This is a genomic window from Streptococcus pantholopis (genome assembly GCF_001642085.1).
Lineage (GTDB): Bacteria > Bacillota > Bacilli > Lactobacillales > Streptococcaceae > Streptococcus > Streptococcus pantholopis.
The window spans coordinates 531,511-551,477 of record NZ_CP014699.1 but is presented as its reverse complement, the minus strand read 5'-3'; the positions used below and the strand labels follow the sequence as shown (position 1 = coordinate 551,477).

The following is a 19,967-nucleotide window of genomic DNA, read 5'->3' as shown; positions in this document are numbered from 1 at the left end:
CTATGAACAAGAGTTATATATCCTTTATATCTGCTGCTGTCTTTATCCTTTATGGCATTTTTGCAGCTAAATACAGTTTTATCGGACTGGGGACCGTCTTTATCTTTATCGGTCTTGCTGATAAATTCAAAAAATAGCTGAATTTCTCAGCAAAAAAACCTCTTAAACTGGGTCTGTTTAAGAGATTTTTTATTTTAAAATACAATGGATGTTAAAATTACGCTGTTGGCTAACAGCAAGTAAAATCAGCAGGTTTCTATAATGAATTCAGGTAAAAAGTTTTAAAAGCACTGGTGTTGCAGATTTTTAATGAAGGAGTAAAAATGGTATTCTGCTCTTAACTGTATTTTTGATAATCTAAAAATCAGGTATTTAGCCCCTGCTTGACAGATATTAAAAAACAGTTTATGATTTAGTTAACCCTTTAAAAATAGAAGGTTAACTTTTATCGTGGAGGAAAATTTGATGACATCCAAAACCTTGGGCTTAGTTATGCCAGCCTTTGGCGCCGCTTTGATAGCTGCTGCTTCACAGCTGACAATCCCTTTAGGCAGCATTCCTTTTACCCTGCAAACCTTAGCTGTCGGTCTGGTCGCAACACTCTTTCAAAAACGTGAGGCTGTTTTGAGCCTCCTGCTTTATCTTTTTTTAGGGGCTGTTGGACTGCCTGTTTTTGCTGGCGGATCAGGTGGACTAGCTGCCCTGATAGGACCGGCAGCAGGTTTTTTATGGGGATTTCTTGCTTATGCAGCGCTGACTTCTGCTCTTGTTTCCCCTAAAAGCTCTGCTTTAGCAATTTTCTTTGCCAATCTTCTGGGAGACAGTCTGACTTTTGTACTGGGTATGCTGGGGTTGATGTTTCTAGCGAAAATGTCTGCAGCCGCTGCTTTTTTATCTGGTGTTTTGCCTTTTATCCTTCCAGATTTAGGAAAACTGGCTATTATCACTTTTTTGGCAAAAGCCTTATCCAAAACGTTAAAAAATGAGGGTTACTTCAAATAACCCTCATTTTTTATTGCTAAAAGCATCCACCATTATCTGAAATTCATCATTGGTCAGAGTGATTCCCTTTCCCATCTTTGTATGATCCGGACTCCAAGAGCGGATGTCATATTTTGCAGGGGCCCCGTTAAAACTGACACGGTTCAGCTCCTTAGTCCAGCCCTTATCGTTTTCAGATAGAACTAAAAGTTTTTCTTCGATTTCAAATGTAAATTCTGGCATATATCCTCCTATTAAATCTATTCGGAAATTTTGATAAAATGACACCTTTTTTAAGAAAAATATTTTTTTTTAGACAAAAATGGTGTATAATCATTCTATCAATTTTTTGGGGAAACAAGGATGAAAAAACTTTTTCAGCTGTTAAAATCTTATTTATATGAATTTATTGAACCAAGCACAAAGCCAAAAGAGGTAACTCTCAAAGCCAATCAGATTGCTTACACCATCAAGCAGGCCCAAGAAAAACATCTGGCTCTTCATGCTATCTATGATGAAAAAAGCTTTACCGGCGATTTGGTCAAATACGATAAAAAAGAAGGAAAATTAGTTCTTAAAAATTTTTCTAAAAACATTTCAACCATTATCGCTGTAAAAGATATTGACCGCCTGTCGCTTGTCCCCAAAACTGTCCGTTATTCCCAAACACTGATAAACAAAAAGAAATGAACAAGACGTTTTAGAAAAGACTTCCTGTTCATTTTTTATTTAAAAGGTTTGGGGCTGATTGAGTCGCTGCTCATACTCGAACCGTTCGGCTGGTCCCATCTTCTCTGTATAAATTAACTAGACCTTCTTTACAGCTTCGAATCATGTCTCCTGGTTTTACAGGTTTTGGTACAGTGATTGTCAGCAGCTCCATCGGATTAGGAGCTCGGTCAATTTTCTCGCCTTCAGAATCATGCAAATCTCTGATGTAACAGTCAAAGTGACGGAAACCGGGGCCGTAAAATTCGACAGCATCCCCTTCTTTGATGACATTGCGCTGGCGAATCGTAGCTGTTTTATTTTTTTCATCAAAAGCCACTACTTCTCCAACAAACTTGTACTGCGGAATTTTCCGACGTGCACCAAAGAGCTGCTCTTTTTCACTTGGTGTTTTATAGTAAAAACCGGTTGCCAGTTCTCGCTGTGCCACTTTCCACAGCTCATCAATGAGGTCATCTTTAATAGCAGCAAACTTTTCCGGACTTTCCATATAAGCATCCACAGCCGCCTTATAGCAGTTGGTGACAGTAGACACATAATGAATAGATTTCATACGGCCTTCAATTTTCAGACTGTCGACGCCATTTTCAATCATATCCGGAATATGTTCAATCATGCACATATCAACTGCTGACATCGAAAATTCTTCAGGAATCTCACCTTTAAGTGACCGCCTTTCCTGACCAAAAGGCATATCAAACAAATCGTATTTCCAGCGACAGGACTGTGAGCAGCCTCCACGGTTAGCATCACGATGGCTCATATGATTTGAGAGGACACAGCGGCCGGAATAAGAAATACACATAGCCCCATGGACAAAAGCTTCAATCTCGACTTCCGTCCGCCGGCGGATTTCAGCCAACTCAGCCATCGACACCTCACGTGCTAAAACAACCCGAGTCAAGCCAAGTTCTTTCCAAAATTCAAAGGTTTCGTAATTTGTTGAAGAAGCCTGAGTTGATAGATGAATTTCCAAACCGGGTGCTTCCGTAGCACAGATCACAATGAGAGCCGGATCCGAAACAATGACAGCATCAAGCCCCAAATCCCTTAATTCACGGAACCAGGCACCAGATCCTATCTCATTGCCCTCATGGGTAACCATGTTGGCTGCAACATAGACTTTCGCACCGCGTTCATGAGCGTAGTCGATTCCTTCCCGCATTTCTTCCATTGAAAAATTGCCAGCCCGGCTGCGCAAACCATAAGCCTGTCCACCGACAAAAACAGCATCTGCACCATAATCAATGGCAACCTTTAATTTTTCCAAAGTTCCGGCAGGAGATAAAACCTCCGGACGTTTCAATTTCTTTGTCATTCGATTCATTCTTTCTATAGGGTCTAAAATATTTTTAGTCAATAAACCTGCTAGTATTTTTCCTGATTGTCTTTTTGCGACTGAGTGAGTAAAATGCAAAAGTCCTTGTCATTTGACCAAATCCGGATCAAAATCGTAAAAACCTGTATCAAGGCCGCGGCCTGACGGATGCCAGCTTCTGATTTTTTCATCTAAAAGATAAGCCTGCTCCTGAGAAAAGGTCCCTGCTTCCAGGCTTTTCTTAGCTTCAACAAAAATTTTAGCTATTTCAACAAAATTTCGACCGGGGCAGTAAATACCATCCAATTTCCAATGGGTGAAGTGGTGTGCGGCCAGCTCCGTCAGCTTAGTCATCATATCAATATCATTATTGACAAAAATATGTGTGCCATGCTTATCTTCATAAATAGAGTAATGGCTGTCAGGGGCTTTCGGTTCAGCGAGAAAGAGGCCGCGCTCACGGGTCTTTTCGTCATCAATATGCGTAAAATTATAGTAATTTTGCAAAAGCGGTCGTTTGGAGTGATGAATAACTGAAGCTCCGTAAACTAAAATTTCTGCTGGGAATTCCAGATTTTCGGCTATTTTAAACAACTCTTCAGAGGGAATTTCTCTTGCCAAAACTGTTTCAACTGCCCCATGCTGTCCCCAAAAATTCATCTGACGGCTGGAGGTCACAAACACAGAGGCATCGTAAATCAGTTTAAAATTATAGCCGTCATGCTTATTGACATAAAAAACACCAGCATCACCAGCAACGAGGTAATCTGCCTTAATTTTTTTCAAAAAGTCCAGAAAAGGTCTGATATGATCCATCATGTCTTGGTGCATGAGGGCATTGCAGGCTACTGTCAGTTCTTTGCCGGCCCGGTGAACCTTTTCTGCAATCTGTTCTAGTTCGGCATAAGAAAAGCTATGCGGAAGCCGTAAACCATAGTCCGCCTCTCCGACGTAAATCCGGTCAATCCCTGCTTCTAAAAGTTCCTCCGCCTGCTGAATAGACTCTGCAGTTGCTGTGATAATTATTTTTTCCATAACAGAACCATTATACCAAAACTTTATACCTTTGAACATTTTCTTGAAAAAATAGTGACAAAACGATCCTTTTATGTTATTATAATTCAGTATTTTAAATAGATAAAGGCCGGGTTCAGGGAAAATGGCTGCTTTAAAGCCGTAAACAGACGATGTGCCTTTCTATCTTATGAATCGAACACGCCTTAAACGCTGCGAGAAAAAGTAGTCAAGCTGAATCCAGCCGTAAACGTCTGAAGGCTTTGCAGTCTTTACAGCCATTTCCCCATTGCGTTTTTAACGGGCTTTGTATCTTAATTAAAGGAGGGACAGTTTATGGCAGCGCCATTGAAGAAAACTGAACAGTTTGAACAAGAAAAACTGCAGGAAACACCTTCTCCAAAATTTCAAGAATTTCAAGAAATCAACAGCAACAATGCTAAATTACGAGAACTGATGTTTTTTACACGAGTGGCTGTTTTCGCAGTCACTACTGTATTAGCCGCTTTTACCTTACTTGCTCTTAATCTATCACCAATTTGGTCCTTTGTCTTTGCTCTTCTAATCAGCGCAGCAATGACCTCAACTTTGTCAGTCTTTATTATGTCTTTAAAAAAATAACTCAAACTGAGTTATTTTTTGTTTTTCATTGTTTTTCTTCTGTTTCAGACTGATTTTGCTCAGTATCAGAAAAATCAGCCTCATCATCAGTTTCAGGATAATCAATGATAATGTCGTCCACTTCTGCTGTCACATCTTCTGCTGCTGCATCTGAGGGGTCGTCCGCATAATATTTCTTTTTGACTTCATTGACTTTCTCATTGGCAAATTGGGCTGCCTGACCAGCTTTTTCCTTAGCGGCCGAAAGAAGATCGTCCTTAGTCAGCTCGCCGGTCTGCCATTTTTCTTTATAATCATTAAAGGTATCTACAGCAAGCTGAGAATATTCTGCCGCCTTCTCCTTAGCTGTTTGCTGATAGTGTTCTGGTTCCTGTTTATAGGCTTGATAGGCTTTGGTTAACTTAGCCTTGAATTCCTTGCCTTTTTCAGTTGATAAAAAATAAGCTGCGGCTGCTCCAGAAGCAGCTCCAATGATAACTGTTTTTAAAAATTTATCCATCGTTAATCTCCTTTTCTGCGAAATAATTTAGAAGCAAACCTGCCGATTGTAAAAGCTGTGCTCGCCTTACTGACTGCCGAAGCCGTATTTGTCGCCTTATGTCCGAACTGTCTGGCATGACTATTTAAGTCAGAGACACTTTCGGATAAGTCGGCAATCGCTGTAAAAAGGGGATCAATCGTAGCAACTTTGCCATTAACATCTTCCACAAGAACATTTGTCTTAGCCAGAAGCTCGTTAGTCTGGTGGAAAGTAATATCAGCGTCACTTCTCAGCACAGCAATTGTTTCGCTGACTTCGGTTTTCATTGCTGCCACTGTCTCGTTAACCTCATCAACTGTTCTATTTAATTTTAAGGCTGTCGGCACAATAACACCAACTAAAACAGCAAAAGCAATTCCAATAATCAAAAGGGCAATTCCAACTAAATCCATTTTTTTCTCCTGTCTTTCTTAGCACTATTCCTGATAATAAGGAATAGTTTTCTGTTTTCTCCGCCAGACAATAAGACCAATCCCCAGGACAACCAGCAGCAGAGATAGGCATTGTGAAACACGAAAGCCATAAAAGAGCAAGCTGTCTGTCCGCAGACCTTCGATGATGAAGCGGCCGCTTCCATACCAAACCAGGTAAAAGAAGGCTGCTTCTCCTTCTTTTAGAAAATGGGGACGGTGTCTGACTAGCATGATGATGATAAATCCCAACAAATTCCAAAGTGACTCAAATAAAAAAGTCGGAAGACGGTAGGACCCTTCAATAAACATCTGCCTCTGTATAAATGATGGCAAATAATTTAAATGCGCCACCGCCCGGCCGTAAGCCTCCTGATTGAAAAAGTTGCCCCAGCGTCCGACAGCTTGCGCTAAAAGAACCCCAGGTGCAGCAATATCCAAAAAGTTAAAAGGATTGAGCGCGCGGTAGTAAGAAAAAATAAGAAGAACTGTGGCACCTGTTATAAGACCGCCATATATAGCCAAACCGCCATGCCAAACAGCTAAAATCTCCCCGGGGTGCTGGGCATAATCCGAATAAGGCCACTGGAAGAATACATAATAGAGACGCGCCCCGATAATGGACAGGGGAAAAGCAATGAGGATGAAATCGAGAACATCATCAGTCCGTATCCCTTTTTTGGGACCTTCCCGCATAGCTAAATAAACTGCTAAAACCAAACCGGTCATGATACAAAGAGAATACCAGCGAATCGTGATAGGGCCAAATTCAAAAGCAACCGGTTCAATCATCGCTTACCTCATTTCGATTGATTAAATTAGTTAAACGGTCCTCAAAGGTTTGCGTAGCATCATAGCCCATCTGCTTAGCACGATAATTCATGGCCGCCGCCTCGATCACTACAGACACATTACGGCCGGTTTTGACCGGTATTCGAATACGAGGAAGCTTGACCCCAGAGAGTTCAATTTCCTCATTGCCATTGCCCAGACGGTCAAAGACCTTATCCCTCTCAAAATTTTCTAAATAAATAGCCAGCTGAACCTGAGACGAATCCTTTACGGCGCTGGCTCCGTAAAGACTCATCACATCAATAATTCCGACACCTCGTATTTCTAACAGATGGCGAAGAATCTCAGCCGGCTCTCCCCAAAGCGTCTCCTCATCTTTGGCATAAACATCCACACGGTCATCAGCAACCAGCCGATGCCCCCGCTTAACCAGTTCAAGGCCTGTTTCGCTTTTACCGATACCAGAATCCCCCTGAATAAGCACTCCCATACCGTAAATATCCATTAAAACACCATGAACACTGGTCCTCTCAGCCAAGCAGGAATCCAAGTACCAGGACATTTCTCCTGAAAGTCGGCTGGTTGGCACATGGCTCTGCAAAACAGCAATCCCTTCTTCCTCAGCAGCCTGAATCATTTCCTCAGGAATTGCCAAATTTCTGGCAACAATAATAGCAGGGGTCTGGGGCTGAAACATTCCCTTTAATACCGAATAACGGTTATGAGATGTCATTTGGGTCAAATACGACCACTCTTTCATCCCAAGAAGCTGAATGCGCTCCGGTGCGTAGTAATCAAAATATCCTGTCATCTCAAGGCCAGGACGGGAAATATCTGATGTCGTAATTTTTTTAGTCAAAAGCTGATCAGTGCCGTAAACCACATCCAGCTTAATGCGGTCAACCAGCATACGAACTGTAACTGACATATTTTCTCCTTTTAAGTATTATAACATAATAATACAGAAATAAAAGCAAGGGCCCTCAGGCTTTCAGAAAAAGCTGAACTTTTGCAAAAATTCTGAGCTGCAGTTAAACAACTGTTTCCAGTCTGAAGTTTTACACTGTCAGTTGATTTTCCGGCTGATTGTTTTCTTGACACAGAAATAAGCAAGCTTCAAAGTTATTAAAAATTTCCTTTTGGCAGAAGGAGCCAAAAGGAAAGATTAGCGTTTATTATTTTGCACCACTTAACCGATTCAGTTTACCAAAACCAGCCATCATTATCTTCATTAACAACATCAGCATCTTTGCGTTTACGGGGACCTTGACCGTACTTATCATCTAACAAATCTTCTTTATAAGGCAGAAAAATAGCCAATAAAATATAGAGCAGGAAACCAAAACCGGTAAAGTACATAGCTAATGCCCCTAAAACACGGGTCAGAGGGAGATCCCAGCCAAATTTGTCAGCAAGGCCGGCAAAAACCCCGCAGACTAATTTATTTTTCCTTTGTTTATAAAAAATGGATTTCATCCTTCTTCCCCCTTTAAACTTTTCTTTACTATTCCAGTATACCATTTTCAGGAAAAATAAAATCAGCCCTAAGACTGATAATAAGATACAAAGCCCGTTAAGAACGCAAAGTAAAAATGGCGGTAAGTCCGAAATCTCTGATTTCGCAGACGCACCCCTGCCAGAACGACTAGAAAGGTGCGGGCGACTGTTAAGGCGACAAAGCTTTCAGTCGTTTACGGCTGGCGGTAAGTCCGAAATCTCTGATTTCGCAGACGCACCCCTGCCAGAACGGCTAAATAACTGTGAAGTGAGACCTGATGGCGCAGCTCTTTTTCACTAGGATTTTAGGCCGTATTCAGTTAAGGGGGATTAATTTGCCGCAGCACTGTCCGCAGATATAGTTTTGAGGATTGATTCGGCGGCGCCGCTGGTAAATATGGCCGCATTGCCTGCAGGCATAGCAGTAAACAGCTGCTTGCGAGGGAAGAGGCGGTGTATAGCGAAGGCCGCCGACTTTTTCTAAAAGTTTTTTAAAATCGGTATCTCTGTGACGATAGCCTTTATTAGCATAGAAAAGATGGTAGTGGCAAAGTTCATGCCGGACAATCTTTCGGAAAACAGCTGGGCCTAACTCCTGATAAAGGCGATAATTGAATTCTAAATGGCCGTCTGATGGAAAAAAACGGCCGCCGGTTGTCCGCAGCCGCTTATTCCATAGAGCTTGGTGTTTAAAATCTTTACCAAAGTCTTCCTGAGAAACCTCTTGTACATAATCAGTTAAGTTCATTGATATTTACCAAGGAGAGGTTAATCTTCTCCCGTTCCTGATCAATTTTGGAAACCCATACTGTGACAATATCCCCGACAGAAACAAGCTGGCTGGGGTGTTTGACAAAGTTCTTGCTCATCTCAGAAATATGAATAAGTCCATCATCATGCAGGCCAATATCGACAAAAGCGCCGAAATCAACGACATTGCGCACTGTTCCCTCCAATTGCTGGCCAATTTCTAAATCTGAAATAGTCAGGATATCCTGCCGTAAAACAGGGGCATCGAAATCATCACGCAGGTCGCGGCCGGGTTTAAGGAGGTTTGCAAGAATATCTTTAAGCGTTTCCTGTCCTAAAGCTAATTCCGGTGCCATAGCTGAAACATCGATGGCTTTTAATTTCAGCTGAGCCGCTTCATCCAGCGCTTGAATATCAAGCATGGAGAAGAGCTTCTCAACAGCCTCATAAGCTTCCGGATGCACTCCCGTATTATCTAAAATATTTTCTGCTTCCGGAATACGCAGAAAGCCGGCTGCCTGTTCAAATGCTTTAGCACCTAAACGGGGAACTTGCTTGATTTCATCACGCGATTTAATTCTTCCCTGCTCTTCCCGGTAGGCCACAATATTCTCCGAAATGGATTTATTGAGTCCGGCAACATGAGATAAGAGGGCAGGACTGGCAGTGTTAATATTAACGCCTACCTGATTGACGACAGTTTCAACAACAAAATCCAGGTTTTCTGCCAGCTTCTTTTGACTGACATCATGCTGGTACTGACCAACACCGATGGCTTTAGGTTCAATTTTTACTAATTCGGCTAAAGGATCCTGCAAACGCCGGGCAATTGAGACAGCCGAGCGCTTTTCAACAGTCAAATCAGGGAATTCCTGTCTGGCCAGGTCCGAGGCAGAATATACTGAGGCACCGCTCTCATTGACAATCACATAGCTAACGTCAGGGAAATCCTTAAGGACATCTGCGACGAAAGCTTCACTTTCACGGCTGGCTGTCCCATTGCCGATAGCGATAATCTCCACAGCAAATTCTTTAAGAAGTGCAGCCAAGTCCAGTTTAGCCTGTGCAATCTTATCAGAACTTGCAGGCGGAACCGGATAAATCACTTGTGTTCTTAAAAGTTTTCCAGTTGAATCAACAACTGCCAGCTTAGCGCCAGTTCGAAAAGCCGGGTCAAAACCTAAAACAGTTTTACCTTTGAGCGGTGATACCATCAGCAGATGGCGCAGATTATCTGAAAAAAGCGTGATCGCCCCGTCTTCTGCCGCTTCTGTTAATTCTGACCGAATCCGCCGTTCCATTGCCGGAACAATCTTTTTCTTGACAGCCTGCGTGATAACCTGATCAATATAGCTACTTCTTTCTTTGAAACGGGCAGCAAAAAAACGAAGCATTTTGTCCATATTATGAACAAAATGGATTTTCAAAGCCCCCTGTTTTTCACCGCGGTTTAGCGCCAAAACACGATATCCCTGCAGCTTTGCAACTTTTTCTGAAAAATCATAGTAAATCTGGTAGATTTTATCTTTGTCAGCAGCTTCATCTTTAAGCTGAGAAACAAGTGAACTGTAAGACCAAATTTCATTGTAGGTCCATGAGCGGAGCTTAGCATCTTCTGACAGCGCTTCTACCAGAATATCAACAGCTCCGGCAAGAGCGGCCTCAGCGTCAGCAAAACCTTCTGTGACAAATTTTTCAGCCTCTCTTTCAAGCTTATCCGTATTTTGCAGAATAAGCCGGGCCAGCGGGAAAAGACCGGCTTCACGCGCAGCAGTTGCTTTGGTCCGGCGCTTCTCCTTATAAGGCAAATACAGTTCTTCTACATCAGCTAATCTGGGAGCAGCCTCAATAGCCTGCTGCAATTCAGGAGTAAGTTTGCCAGCCTCAGAAATCTTAGCGAGAACTTTTGCTTTTCGTTCTGACAGAGCCGTTAGGCTTTTGTCCAAATCCAAAATGGCTTTAATTTGGATTTCGTCCAGATTACCTGTCATTTCTTTACGGTAGCGGGCAATAAAAGGAATAGTATTACCTTCCAGAGTCAGTTCCAAAACTTTTTGAACTTGATCGTCTTTAACGCCCAAATCCTGAGCGATTGTTGTCGTATTTGAATTTTCCATAACGCTACTATTTTAGCATACAAGTTCACAAAAAGTCACGCAAATCATCAAGATTTTTCCCATTTTTCCGCAGAAAAACGAAATTAAGAGCCAAAAAAACGGCTTCATCAATTTTGAGGTTTTAAAAACAGCCAATAATCTGCTCTTTAGTGCTGTTTAGAAGAGGCTTAAAATGATGGACTGTTGATCTGTATGATTAAATATAATCATCGTCAGTTAAAATCACACTATTTTTAGATTTGATAGTATAATAGTAATAGAATTTTGTAGAAAGTTGGTTCACTTTTATGGCAATAACATATAAACGTGAAGATTCCTTAGAAAAAATGCTGGAAAACTTCGCTACCTTGCCGGATTCAGATAAAGCTGAGACAAAAGACTCTAAAAATAAGAACAAAAAGAAAGCTGACCAGTCTGAGTCAGACGAAGCAGATTAGGAAATGCGCCTGAGCATGCAAATGCTTTAGGTGCAATCAATTTTTTCTGCCTTGTGGCCTTCAGGAAAAGCAGTTCTTTTGTTTTAGTTGAAAAAGGAGAATAATGAATGGCGATTTTTAATCAGCTGCCGGACAGTGTCCTTCAGTGGCTGGCTATTTTTTTATCCATTATCATTGAGGCTCTGCCTTTTGTTTTTTTAGGTGCTATCTTAGCTGGTTTTATAGAGGTGTATGTCACGCCTGATTTGGTACAGCGCTATCTCCCGAAAAATAAGTTTTTGCGCATTGTTTTTGGGACCTTTATCGGTTTTGTCTTCCCATCTTGTGAATGCGGGATTGTTCCAATCATCAACCGTTTTTTAGAAAAGAAAGTTCCCAGCTACACTGCCGTTCCCTTTATGGCAACGGCTCCCATCATTAACCCTATTGTTTTATTTGCAACCTATTCTGCCTTCGGCAATTCGCTGCGCTTCCTGGCCCTGCGTCTTGCAGGAGCTGTACTGACTGCACTTGTTTTAGGAATTATGCTGGCCTACTTTGTTGACGACAATATTCTAAAGCCTACAGCCCAGCCCGTTCACAGCCATGATTATTCAGGCGAAAAAGCCGGGAAAAAAGTATTTCTGTCTTTAGCTCACGCCATTGACGAATTTTTTGACACCGGACGGTATCTGGTCTTTGGAACCTTGGTAGCTTCAGGTATGCAGATTTACATTCCGACACGTATTTTAACAACAATTGGCGGAAATCCGCTGACAGCTATTTTAGTTATGATGCTGCTGGCCTTTATTCTATCCTTATGCAGTGAAGCGGATGCTTTTATCGGTGCTTCACTGCTTTCGACATTTGGCCTAGCGCCGGTTCTTGCCTTTCTTTTGTTCGGGCCGATGATTGATATTAAAAATTTAATGATGATGGCTAAATCCTTTAAAGTGCACTTTATCCTGCAGTTTATTACCGTATCGGCGCTGATTATTATCGCTTATTGTCTGCTTGTGGGGGTGCTGTAATGAGTCGTTTTTTAATTCTGGCAGGTTATTTTGAACTGTCCATGTATCTGCAGCTATCAGGAAAATTGGATCAATACATCAACATCCATTATTCTTATCTGGCTTATCTGTCTATGGTGCTGTCCTTTATTTTAGCCCTTATTCAGCTGACTATCTGGATGAAAAGGTGGGAATTTCCCAGCCACTTATCCGGAAAACTGGCTAAACTGAGCAGCCCCCTTATTCTGCTTTTTCCTGTTTTAGTTGGGCTCCTTGTTCCAACTGCTACTCTTGATTCCACTACCGTTTCTGCCAAGGGCTATACCTTCCCCTTAGCAGCCGGAACATCAAAAAGCGGGCAGAGTGAAGACGGGACTGCTATTCAATATTTAAAACCTGATACCAGCCTTTACTTTACAGAAACCGCTTATGAAAGGGAAATGCAAAAGGAGCTTAAAAAATATCAAGGACAGAATGAGCTAAAAATCACTACAGAAAATTATATGGAAGTGATGGAATTGATTTACCTCTATCCAGATGAGTTTATGAATCGGGAAATTCAGTATACCGGTTTTGTTTACAATGAACCAAAACACCAGGGCTACCAATTTTTGTTTCGTTTTGGAATTATCCACTGCATAGCTGATTCGGGGGTATACGGGCTGCTGACGACAGGAAATGAGCAGTCCTATGCCGACAATACCTGGGTCACAGTAAAGGGGACCCTATCTATTGAATACAATAAAGCTCTGGAGCAAAGTCTGCCTGTTTTGCATATCACTGAAGCCACAGAGAGCAGGGAACCGGATAATCCCTATGTTTACCGAGTTTTTTAAGGCAGTCATAAACACAGGTGGCTTTATTTCAATTAGCTGCATAATCTAAAAAAACAGGCGGGACACAGATCCCGCCAGTTTTTTTAGATTTGATGTGATTAAAAGATACCTTCTAAAAGACCTCTCATAAAGTCTTCCGAGTTAAATTCACCGATATCGTCAATTTTTTCTCCAAAGCCCAATAACTTAACAGGAATATCCAATTCCTGACGGATAGCCAAAACAACACCGCCTTTGGCAGTTCCGTCAATTTTTGTCAAAATCAAACCTGTCAGTGGCAGGATTTTTGAAAATTCTTTTGCCTGACTAAGAGCATTTTGGCCCGTTGAAGCATCCAGGGCCAGAAGGGTCTCGTGGGGAGCATCGGGCAGCACACGCTTAATGATTCGGCCGATTTTTTCAAGTTCTGCCATCAAATTATCTTTATTTTGCAGACGCCCTGCCGTGTCAATTAATAAGACATCAACATCTTCAGCAACAGCCCTTTCAACACCGTCGTAAACAACAGAGGCCGGATCAGCTTTCTCTGCTCCGGTAATAACAGGAACGTCCACGCGCCTGCCCCACTCAACCAGCTGAGCAACGGCACCAGCCCTAAATGTATCTGCTGCTACCATCATCACCTTTTTGCCTTCTTGTTTATAACGGTAGGCGAGCTTCCCGATAGAGGTTGTTTTCCCGACACCATTAACACCGACGAAAAGCATAACTGTCAGATCTTCCTGAAAATTAAGTTTCTCATTGTAAACATCATCTTTTTCGTAAATATCCACAAGCTTTTCAATGATTACCCGCTTGAGATCCTCAGGCTTTTTAGCGTTTTCCAATCTTGCTTCATAGCGCAGTTCCTCCGATAAGGTCGAAGCAACATTAACCCCTACATCTGAAAGAATAAGGACTTCTTCTAATTCTTCAAAGAAGTCTTCGTCCACGCGTCGAAAATTAGCTAAAAAAGCATTGAGACGAGCGCTGAAACCTGTACGGGTTTTCTTAAGGCTGCGGTTATACTTTTCTTCTTTTGTTTCCGCCTGTTCCTCAGATACCTTGCTTTCAGAAGATTCCTCGGCTGCTGTTGGCTGTTCTGATGGAACATCTTCCTGTCTGCTGTCGGATTGCTTCTCCTTTTGCGGCTTAACATAGGTACCATCAGCTATTGCTTTTTCAATAGCTTTCTTTTGGGCATAATAATTAGCCATAAAGTCCGCAGCCGCTTGGTTCGCCTCATCATCGGCGGAATCATCGGAGATCTCCTGATTGGCCAGTTCTGCTTGGCTTAGCTTATCCTCTGCTTCTTCAGTTCCATAGCTTTCCTGTTCTTTCTCTGCTGCATCATTTGCAGACAGCTGAGGCTGCTGCTTTTCTGGAGAAGTTTCAGTCAAGCCCTCTGCTTCTCTCCCCTGATATAAGTACTCTTCAGGGATATTCTCAGCCTGCTTTGGTCTGTCAGTATCAGCTGGCTGGGCTTCTGCATCCGAAGAAAAAGGCGCTGCTTCTCCAGACTTGTCAGCTGTATCAGCAGATTCAGGGACAGTCTCTTCCTGCTGTTTATCACCAGACTCAGCTGGGTTCTGACTATCTTCTTCTTTTTTGTTTCTACTTCCAAATAAACGGTCAAATAATCCCATCACTAATCCTCGCTTAAAATATAATGGTCAATCGCTTCGGCTACCCCTGCTTGGTCATTAGTACGTACGGTAACAGTGTCAGCAATGTCTTTAGCGGCCTTTGTGCCATTAGCCATAGCGACACCTAAGCCAGCCCAGGAAAGCATAGATAAATCATTTTCTTCATCACCTACCGCCATCACCTGCCGGCTCTCCAGCCCTAAATACTTGGTCAAACGTTCCAAACCTATGGCCTTATGAACGCCTTTGGGCATAACCTCAAGGATGATATCCCGCGATTTAAAAACTTCAAATTCCTTGTAAAAATCAGCCGGCAGCTTCTGAATTTGCCGATCTAGGTAAGCAGCGTCAATCACGCTGACCACCTTATTATAGACAATATTATCAGGAACAGCAGCCAGATTAGCTACTTCGATAAAGGTCAAGAGCGGGTTGGCCTTATGATACAGCGAGTGGTTCCCCTTGCTGGAAATACTGTAGACCGTTCCGTCGCTCAAAACATCCAGCGGCAGACCTAAGGGTTCAAAGACATCATAGATAGCTTCTAAATGCTGGCGGCTCAGTTCACTCTTATCCAGAATTTCACCGGTATTGCGCTGTACAAGACCGCCGTTAAAAGTAATACTGTAATTTTCGGCACCTGACAAATCAAGTTCTTCCAATAAATTGCCGATTGCTTTTAAGGGCCGGCCGGTTGTAATAACGACCTTAACCCCTTTTGACCGGGCAGCTTTTAAAGCAGCTTTATTTTCATCTGAAACCTGCTTCTGACTGTTATAAAGAGTACCATCCAAATCAAGGGCCAATAATTTAATCTTTGTCATCGTTTACCTAACCATTCTTTCCATATAATCCAGCACGGCACCGTCTGCACAAGAGCCGATAACAGCATCGGCCAAATCTTTAATTTCAGATCTTGCATTGCCAGTTGCAACAGCTGTTCCGGCAAAAGACAGCATTTCAAAGTCATTTAAATTATCTCCGAAAGCCAATACCTGTGAAGAGGCTATCCCGTACTTTCTGCAAAGGTGCTCGAGTCCGACCCGCTTATTGATATTTTTGAGAATAATGTCAACAGAGCTAAAGCCAGTCGTCACTGCACGAGCATAATCAACTTGCTTATTAAACCAGGCTTCTCCCTCTTTAAGTGTTTTTTCTGAAAAATTAGCAGTCAGCTTCAAAATAGTATCTGAAACAGCTGAAAAATCAGAAACATACTGGATATTATCATAATAGCGGCTGATAAAAGAGTAATAGTCACTGCTGGCTTCGGTATGCAGATAAGCGCCCTGCCGCCCGGAAAGCAAAAAGTCATAGGATGACATATAAGGACTTTGTGACAAAAGAGCAGCAATCTCCTGATATTGCTGCGGACTGATACTGGCCTCAAAGAGAAGTTCACCACTTGCTTTTACCAAGCTGCCATTATCTGCAATAAAAGCGATTCTGTCTGTATAAGCTGCAAATAATTTTTCCAAAGTGATAAGTGAGCGGCCGCTGGCAGCAACAAACACTATCTCCTGCTCTTGGAATTTATCCAGCAGGTTGGCTAATCTTTGCCGGTCAAAACTGCCATCTGGGGCTAAAAAGGTCCCATCCAGATCTGTTGCCACTAATTTTATCATACTTAACCTCATTATCCCTCTTTATTGTAGCAAAAATAGTTTGCTTTCTCTATTCAATCCAAAAATTCCATCTTCCAATCAGCTAATAGCTGTTTTTATACAGCTGCAGCCCGAAATGCTTTTTGAATAAACTCACCTTTAATCCAGCATTTCCTCAGCCTCTTTTAGTTTAACAGAAACAATTTTTGATACTCCCGATTCCTGCATTGTCACACCATAAATGCTGTCGGCTGCTGCCATGGTTCCTTTGCGGTGGGTGACAACGATAAACTGACTGGACTTGTCAAAGCGGTTGAGGTAATCGCCGAAACGTTTTACATTAGCTTCATCTAAAGCAGCCTCAACCTCATCAAGGATAACAAAGGGAATAGTTCTAACACGGATAATGGCAAATAACAGTGCCAAAGCAGAGAGAGCTTTTTCTCCGCCGCTCATTAGATTAAGCGACTGAATCTTTTTGCCTGGCGGCTGAACAGAAATTTCAATACCTGCTGTCAGAAGATCACCTTCAGTTAAAATGAGGTCACTGGAGCCTCCTCCAAACATTTGCTGAAATGTCTCTTTGAAGCTGTCGCGAATAGCAGCAAAAGTGGCTTTAAAACGTGTTTTTACTTCATCGTCCATATCATGGATGGTCTCAAGCAAAAGATTTTTTGCCCGTACCAAATCATCCTTTTGACTGTTTAGAAAAAGCAGGCGTTCATTAACCTCATCATACTGCTCAATAGCATCAATATTAACAGGACCCAAAGCCTTTATCTGCCGGCGCAATGTCTGCAGTTTTTGTCGTGCCAGCTTACTGTCTTCAATGGCTTTTGCTTTCGTTCTGGCTTCATCCAGAGTCATCTGGTAGTCCTCAGCCAGACTGCGGGCAAAAGTTCTCAGCCGCTCTGAAATTTGCTCGGCCTCAGCTTCATACTGAGCCTGTTTGCGAATAAGCCGTTCATTTTGCTGGTTTGTCTCTTGGGACCGTAATGCGAGTTCATCAAGTTGGGCTTCACAGTCTTCCAGTTCGAAGCGCAGCTGTACCAGACGCTTCTCATCTTCCTCTTTTCTTGCTTTGGCTTCTGCCAACTGCTCCTGCAGCTTAGGCAGCTCTTGATCAGAAGATGAAGCTAACTGCTCATTTAAAACAGTTTTTAGTTCATCAATATTAGCTGCGGTCTCTGCCAGACTGGCTTCTAACCGTTTTTTATCAGACTCCTCAAACTTTTTTTCACTTTGGAGTTCCCGTTCATCCAGCCGAGCCTGAGCCAGCTTATTGGCCAGCTTATCTGCTTTTTGATTGAGAGCGCCCTTATTTTCTTTAATTTGTTCAATTTCTGTATTTATTTTTTCTTTTTGCTCAGCTATGTCATTTAAAAGCTCTTCAAGCTTTCTTTTTTCGGCTTTTAGATCTTCTGCTCTTTGATCTGTGCTCTTAGCCTGCAGACCTTGATAAACATCCTGCAAATCGCCGAACCGTTCTGACAGCTGACGGTATTCAAGCTCTGCTTTTTGTTCAGCCAGACGGGCTGTTTCACCTTCTGCTTTTATGTGATTCAGCCTTTTTTCCTTTTCGGAGAGAGCCTGTCTTAATTCATCAACCTTTTTTTCTTGCTGCTGCTGTTTTATTTTTTCAGTTGCTATTTCAGCTTTCAAATGTTCCAGCTCGGGTTTAACAAAGCTTGTCTGGTTGTGACGGCTGCTGCCGCCGGAAAATGATCCTCCCGGACGTATCTCTGTCCCATCAAGTGTCACCAAACGAACCTGATATTTGAGGAGACGGGCTGCCCGGTTAGCATTATCAACAGTATCAAAAAGAGCCGTCAGACCTAAAAGATTTTTAAAAATCTTTTCTAAATTCGGTGCAAAAGTCGCTAAATCACTGGCCAACCCCAAAAATCCCTGACAAGAGGCCAATTTAGATAGATTCTGCTGCGACAGCTCTCGGGGTTTAATAGTGGTTAAAGGCAAAAAGGTGGCTCTTCCCTGTCTATGCTGCTTCAAATAGGCAATCGCGCGCTTTGCCGCCCCCTCATCAGCCACAATAATGTGCTGGCTGCTGCCCCCTAGGACAATCTCAAACGCGGTCTGGTAATCGTGTGAAAAATTTAAATGATCACTAACAGCACCAATAATGCCGCCTAGCTTTTCTGAAGCCTGTAAAACAGCCCTGACTCCTGCATAAAAATGACTGTGATTTTTTAAAATAGCCTCTAAACTGTCCTGCCGTGCTTGCTTGGTCTTAAGTGAGTCAGCCTGAACAAACATCTTTTCTTGCGCATCTTTATAGACAGCTTCATCTTCCTGAAGCTCCTGATTTAAGCTGCGATAGTTCTCCAGCAGTTCCTTAAGTGTCCGCTTAGCCTCAGCAGCAGTTGATAGAGCCTTTTTGACTTCCTCTCCAACTGCTTCTATTTCTTCCTCAAGCTGCTGCATTTCTTCGGCCTGAGATTCCGAAAGCTGCTTGTGACTGTCTATTTCGGCTTGGACAGTCGTCAGGTTATTGGATGTATCTGCTTCTTGCTGCATCAGCCGCACATAGCCTTCTCGCAAGTTTTCCAGCATTTGATCCGGATCCGACGAGAATCGTTTTGCTTCAGCTTCCAATCTTGCAATCTCATCAGCCAGCGAAACGAGTTTTTCTGACAGCTCCTGCAAATGTTTTTCCTTATCAGCTATATTTATTTTTAAGGAATCAGCTTCTGCATTAAGCGTTTTTAAGCGCTGATCTGCTTCCTGACGGCGTTCCAATTTCTGACTGGATTCTAAGTTGAACAAGTCAATTCGCCGCTCAGTATCAGCTATTAAGCGAGTGATATCAACCAAACCGGACTGTTTCTTGGACATTTCTTCTGAGACAGTCTGGCGTTGTTTTTTCAGGTTTTGATTGTCCTTTTCTAAATTCTGCCGCTGCTGATAATAAATGGACAGTTCTTTTTTAACCCCTTCCAGTTCACGGGTATTCTGATCCAGATGAAGTTTATCGCTGTCAATATCTTCAATGAGAATATCCAGATGAAGCTGCTTACGTTCTTCTTCAAGCTCTAAAAATCTTTTAGCGGTCTGAGCCTGTTTTTCAAGCGGTTTAATCTGTGTATCCAACTCATAAATAATATCAGTCAAACGGTCTAAGTTGTCTTGAGTCTGGCTGAGTTTGCCTTGTGTTTCTTTTTTACGTGTTTTATATTTTAAAACACCGGCAGCTTCTTCAAAAATAGCCCGCCTCTCCTCAGGTTTACTGTTAAATATAGCTTCAACACGGCCTTGAGATATAATCGAAAACGAATCCCGACCCAGACCAGTATCCATAAATAAATCATGGATATCACGCAAACGTACCTTGCGTCCGTCAATCAAATAATCACTGTCACCGCTGCGGTAAATATGGCGTTCAACACGGATTTCATCCTTTGCACCTTTGATAAAACCATCACTGTTATCCAAAACAACCGCTACCTGAGCATAGTTGAGCGCCTTGCGGTTTTCAGTCCCTGCAAAAATAACATCCGGCATCTTACCGCCCCGCAAACTTTTAGCACTGGATTCCCCTAATGCCCACCTCAGACTTTCAGTGATATTGCTTTTGCCGGAACCATTGGGGCCAACCACAGCTGTCACCCCTTTATCAAAGGTAATCTTTGTTTTATTGGCAAAGGATTTAAACCCCTGCATTTCAATCTCTTTTAAAAACATTTCTTCC

At 42.4% G+C, this 19,967-nt stretch carries 20 protein-coding genes and 1 pseudogene; 7 read left to right on the top strand and 14 right to left on the bottom strand.

The genetic code is table 11. From position 1 onward, the window contains the following. Positions 1-2 precede the first annotated feature (2 nt). A complete protein-coding gene (locus tag A0O21_RS11060; RefSeq protein WP_099092208.1) occupies positions 3-137 on the top strand; it encodes a hypothetical protein in 135 nt (44 codons plus the stop codon). 328 nt (positions 138-465) lie between these two features. Continuing rightward, entirely contained in the window at positions 466-1,002 is a 537-nt protein-coding gene (locus tag A0O21_RS02655; RefSeq protein ID WP_067060816.1) for a biotin transporter BioY, read from the top strand. 3 nt (positions 1,003-1,005) lie between these two features. On the opposite strand, the gene A0O21_RS02650 is transcribed toward A0O21_RS02655, so the two are convergent. Continuing rightward, positions 1,006-1,224: a YdbC family protein gene (locus A0O21_RS02650; protein ID WP_067060813.1), complete on the bottom strand. Its 219-nt coding sequence runs from the start codon at positions 1,222-1,224 to the stop codon at positions 1,006-1,008. 120 nt (positions 1,225-1,344) lie between these two features. Between A0O21_RS02650 and A0O21_RS02645 the strand changes: the two genes are divergently transcribed. After that, positions 1,345-1,671, top strand: coding sequence for a hypothetical protein (locus A0O21_RS02645; RefSeq protein ID WP_067060810.1), 327 nt, complete (start codon positions 1,345-1,347; stop codon positions 1,669-1,671). 70 nt (positions 1,672-1,741) lie between these two features. Here the strand turns inward: A0O21_RS02645 and A0O21_RS02640 are convergent, their stop codons facing one another. Beyond that, positions 1,742-3,028 (bottom strand): peptidase U32 family protein, encoded by a 1,287-nt coding sequence (locus A0O21_RS02640; RefSeq protein WP_067060807.1) that lies wholly within the window; start codon positions 3,026-3,028, stop codon positions 1,742-1,744. Between the two features lie 108 nt (positions 3,029-3,136). Further along, positions 3,137-4,063, bottom strand: a complete 927-nt coding sequence (locus A0O21_RS02635; RefSeq protein WP_067065072.1) for a peptidase U32 family protein — start codon at positions 4,061-4,063, stop codon at positions 3,137-3,139. 315 nt (positions 4,064-4,378) lie between these two features. Here A0O21_RS02635 and A0O21_RS02630 point away from each other — a divergent pair, with 315 nt between their 5' ends. Then, positions 4,379-4,663 carry a DUF3270 domain-containing protein gene (locus A0O21_RS02630; RefSeq protein WP_067060804.1) on the top strand — a complete coding sequence of 95 codons (285 nt, stop codon included), beginning with the start codon at positions 4,379-4,381 and terminating at the stop codon, positions 4,661-4,663. Between the two features lie 25 nt (positions 4,664-4,688). Here A0O21_RS02630 and A0O21_RS02625 read toward each other — a convergent pair whose 3' ends face one another. The 7 genes from A0O21_RS02625 to A0O21_RS02595 all read right to left on the bottom strand — a co-directional run bounded on the left by A0O21_RS02625 (position 4,689) and on the right by A0O21_RS02595 (position 10,770). Continuing rightward, complete coding sequence (locus A0O21_RS02625; RefSeq protein ID WP_067060801.1) at positions 4,689-5,162, bottom strand: YtxH domain-containing protein; 474 nt, start codon at positions 5,160-5,162, stop codon at positions 4,689-4,691. A gap of 2 nt (positions 5,163-5,164) precedes the next feature. Continuing rightward, complete coding sequence (locus tag A0O21_RS02620) at positions 5,165-5,596, bottom strand: DUF948 domain-containing protein (RefSeq protein ID WP_067060799.1); 432 nt, start codon at positions 5,594-5,596, stop codon at positions 5,165-5,167. Positions 5,597-5,620: 24 nt separating this feature from the next. Then, entirely contained in the window at positions 5,621-6,406 is a 786-nt protein-coding gene (gene lgt / locus A0O21_RS02615; protein ID WP_067060796.1) for a prolipoprotein diacylglyceryl transferase, read from the bottom strand. After that, positions 6,399-7,334: an HPr(Ser) kinase/phosphatase gene (hprK, locus tag A0O21_RS02610; RefSeq protein WP_067060792.1), complete on the bottom strand. Its 936-nt coding sequence runs from the start codon at positions 7,332-7,334 to the stop codon at positions 6,399-6,401. Before hprK ends, lgt begins: the two co-directional genes overlap by 8 nt. A 275-nt stretch (positions 7,335-7,609) precedes the next feature. Further along, positions 7,610-7,882, bottom strand: a complete 273-nt coding sequence (locus tag A0O21_RS02605; RefSeq protein WP_067060788.1) for a PspC domain-containing protein — start codon at positions 7,880-7,882, stop codon at positions 7,610-7,612. A gap of 337 nt (positions 7,883-8,219) precedes the next feature. Beyond that, the gene (locus A0O21_RS02600) at positions 8,220-8,651 is read right to left on the bottom strand and encodes a SprT family protein (RefSeq protein WP_067060785.1); all 432 of its coding nucleotides are present in this window, start codon (positions 8,649-8,651) and stop codon (positions 8,220-8,222) included. Then, complete coding sequence (locus tag A0O21_RS02595) at positions 8,638-10,770, bottom strand: Tex family protein (RefSeq protein ID WP_067060782.1); 2,133 nt, start codon at positions 10,768-10,770, stop codon at positions 8,638-8,640. The genes A0O21_RS02600 and A0O21_RS02595 overlap by 14 nt, the downstream gene beginning before the upstream one ends. Before the next feature lie 287 nt (positions 10,771-11,057). Here A0O21_RS02595 and A0O21_RS10920 point away from each other — a divergent pair, with 287 nt between their 5' ends. From A0O21_RS10920 to A0O21_RS02585, 3 genes are all read left to right on the top strand, one after another. Beyond that, complete coding sequence (locus tag A0O21_RS10920; RefSeq protein WP_099092207.1) at positions 11,058-11,207, top strand: SPJ_0845 family protein; 150 nt, start codon at positions 11,058-11,060, stop codon at positions 11,205-11,207. A gap of 107 nt (positions 11,208-11,314) precedes the next feature. Then, the gene (locus A0O21_RS02590; RefSeq protein WP_067060779.1) at positions 11,315-12,217 is read left to right on the top strand and encodes a permease; all 903 of its coding nucleotides are present in this window, start codon (positions 11,315-11,317) and stop codon (positions 12,215-12,217) included. After that, on the top strand, positions 12,217-13,032 hold the full coding sequence (locus A0O21_RS02585) for a TIGR03943 family putative permease subunit (RefSeq protein WP_067060776.1): 816 nt from the start codon (positions 12,217-12,219) through the stop codon (positions 13,030-13,032). The genes A0O21_RS02590 and A0O21_RS02585 overlap by 1 nt, the downstream gene beginning before the upstream one ends. Before the next feature lie 98 nt (positions 13,033-13,130). On the opposite strand, the pseudogene ftsY reads toward A0O21_RS02585, so the two are convergent. From ftsY to smc, 4 genes and pseudogenes are all read right to left on the bottom strand, one after another. Beyond that, positions 13,131-14,261 (bottom strand): annotated as a pseudogene (gene ftsY / locus A0O21_RS02580) (signal recognition particle-docking protein FtsY); the annotation flags it as partial. Between the two features lie 398 nt (positions 14,262-14,659). Continuing rightward, a complete protein-coding gene (locus A0O21_RS02575; RefSeq protein ID WP_067060771.1) occupies positions 14,660-15,481 on the bottom strand; it encodes a Cof-type HAD-IIB family hydrolase in 822 nt (273 codons plus the stop codon). A gap of 3 nt (positions 15,482-15,484) precedes the next feature. After that, positions 15,485-16,282, bottom strand: a complete 798-nt coding sequence (locus A0O21_RS02570) for a Cof-type HAD-IIB family hydrolase (RefSeq protein ID WP_067065069.1) — start codon at positions 16,280-16,282, stop codon at positions 15,485-15,487. 138 nt (positions 16,283-16,420) lie between these two features. Continuing rightward, the gene (gene smc, locus A0O21_RS02565) at positions 16,421-19,960 is read right to left on the bottom strand and encodes a chromosome segregation protein SMC (protein ID WP_067060768.1); all 3,540 of its coding nucleotides are present in this window, start codon (positions 19,958-19,960) and stop codon (positions 16,421-16,423) included. Positions 19,961-19,967: the final 7 nt, after the last annotated feature.

What these genes read in the sequence shown, in the direction of transcription:
- A0O21_RS11060 (WP_099092208.1), top strand. Translation starts at nt 3, where the DNA reads ATGAACAAGAGTTATATATCCTTTATATCTGCTGCTGTCTTTATCCTT.
- A0O21_RS02655 (WP_067060816.1), top strand. Translation starts at nt 466, where the DNA reads ATGACATCCAAAACCTTGGGCTTAGTTATGCCAGCCTTTGGCGCCGCT.
- A0O21_RS02650 (WP_067060813.1), bottom strand. Translation starts at nt 1,224, where the DNA reads ATGCCAGAATTTACATTTGAAATCGAAGAAAAACTTTTAGTTCTATCT.
- A0O21_RS02645 (WP_067060810.1), top strand. Translation starts at nt 1,345, where the DNA reads ATGAAAAAACTTTTTCAGCTGTTAAAATCTTATTTATATGAATTTATT.
- A0O21_RS02640 (WP_067060807.1), bottom strand. Translation starts at nt 3,028, where the DNA reads ATGACAAAGAAATTGAAACGTCCGGAGGTTTTATCTCCTGCCGGAACT.
- A0O21_RS02635 (WP_067065072.1), bottom strand. Translation starts at nt 4,063, where the DNA reads ATGGAAAAAATAATTATCACAGCAACTGCAGAGTCTATTCAGCAGGCG.
- A0O21_RS02630 (WP_067060804.1), top strand. Translation starts at nt 4,379, where the DNA reads ATGGCAGCGCCATTGAAGAAAACTGAACAGTTTGAACAAGAAAAACTG.
- A0O21_RS02625 (WP_067060801.1), bottom strand. Translation starts at nt 5,162, where the DNA reads ATGGATAAATTTTTAAAAACAGTTATCATTGGAGCTGCTTCTGGAGCA.
- A0O21_RS02620 (WP_067060799.1), bottom strand. Translation starts at nt 5,596, where the DNA reads ATGGATTTAGTTGGAATTGCCCTTTTGATTATTGGAATTGCTTTTGCT.
- lgt (WP_067060796.1), bottom strand. Translation starts at nt 6,406, where the DNA reads ATGATTGAACCGGTTGCTTTTGAATTTGGCCCTATCACGATTCGCTGG.
- hprK (WP_067060792.1), bottom strand. Translation starts at nt 7,334, where the DNA reads ATGTCAGTTACAGTTCGTATGCTGGTTGACCGCATTAAGCTGGATGTG.
- A0O21_RS02605 (WP_067060788.1), bottom strand. Translation starts at nt 7,882, where the DNA reads ATGAAATCCATTTTTTATAAACAAAGGAAAAATAAATTAGTCTGCGGG.
- A0O21_RS02600 (WP_067060785.1), bottom strand. Translation starts at nt 8,651, where the DNA reads ATGAACTTAACTGATTATGTACAAGAGGTTTCTCAGGAAGACTTTGGT.
- A0O21_RS02595 (WP_067060782.1), bottom strand. Translation starts at nt 10,770, where the DNA reads ATGGAAAATTCAAATACGACAACAATCGCTCAGGATTTGGGCGTTAAA.
- A0O21_RS10920 (WP_099092207.1), top strand. Translation starts at nt 11,058, where the DNA reads ATGGCAATAACATATAAACGTGAAGATTCCTTAGAAAAAATGCTGGAA.
- A0O21_RS02590 (WP_067060779.1), top strand. Translation starts at nt 11,315, where the DNA reads ATGGCGATTTTTAATCAGCTGCCGGACAGTGTCCTTCAGTGGCTGGCT.
- A0O21_RS02585 (WP_067060776.1), top strand. Translation starts at nt 12,217, where the DNA reads ATGAGTCGTTTTTTAATTCTGGCAGGTTATTTTGAACTGTCCATGTAT.
- A0O21_RS02575 (WP_067060771.1), bottom strand. Translation starts at nt 15,481, where the DNA reads ATGACAAAGATTAAATTATTGGCCCTTGATTTGGATGGTACTCTTTAT.
- A0O21_RS02570 (WP_067065069.1), bottom strand. Translation starts at nt 16,282, where the DNA reads ATGATAAAATTAGTGGCAACAGATCTGGATGGGACCTTTTTAGCCCCA.
- smc (WP_067060768.1), bottom strand. Translation starts at nt 19,960, where the DNA reads ATGTTTTTAAAAGAGATTGAAATGCAGGGGTTTAAATCCTTTGCCAAT.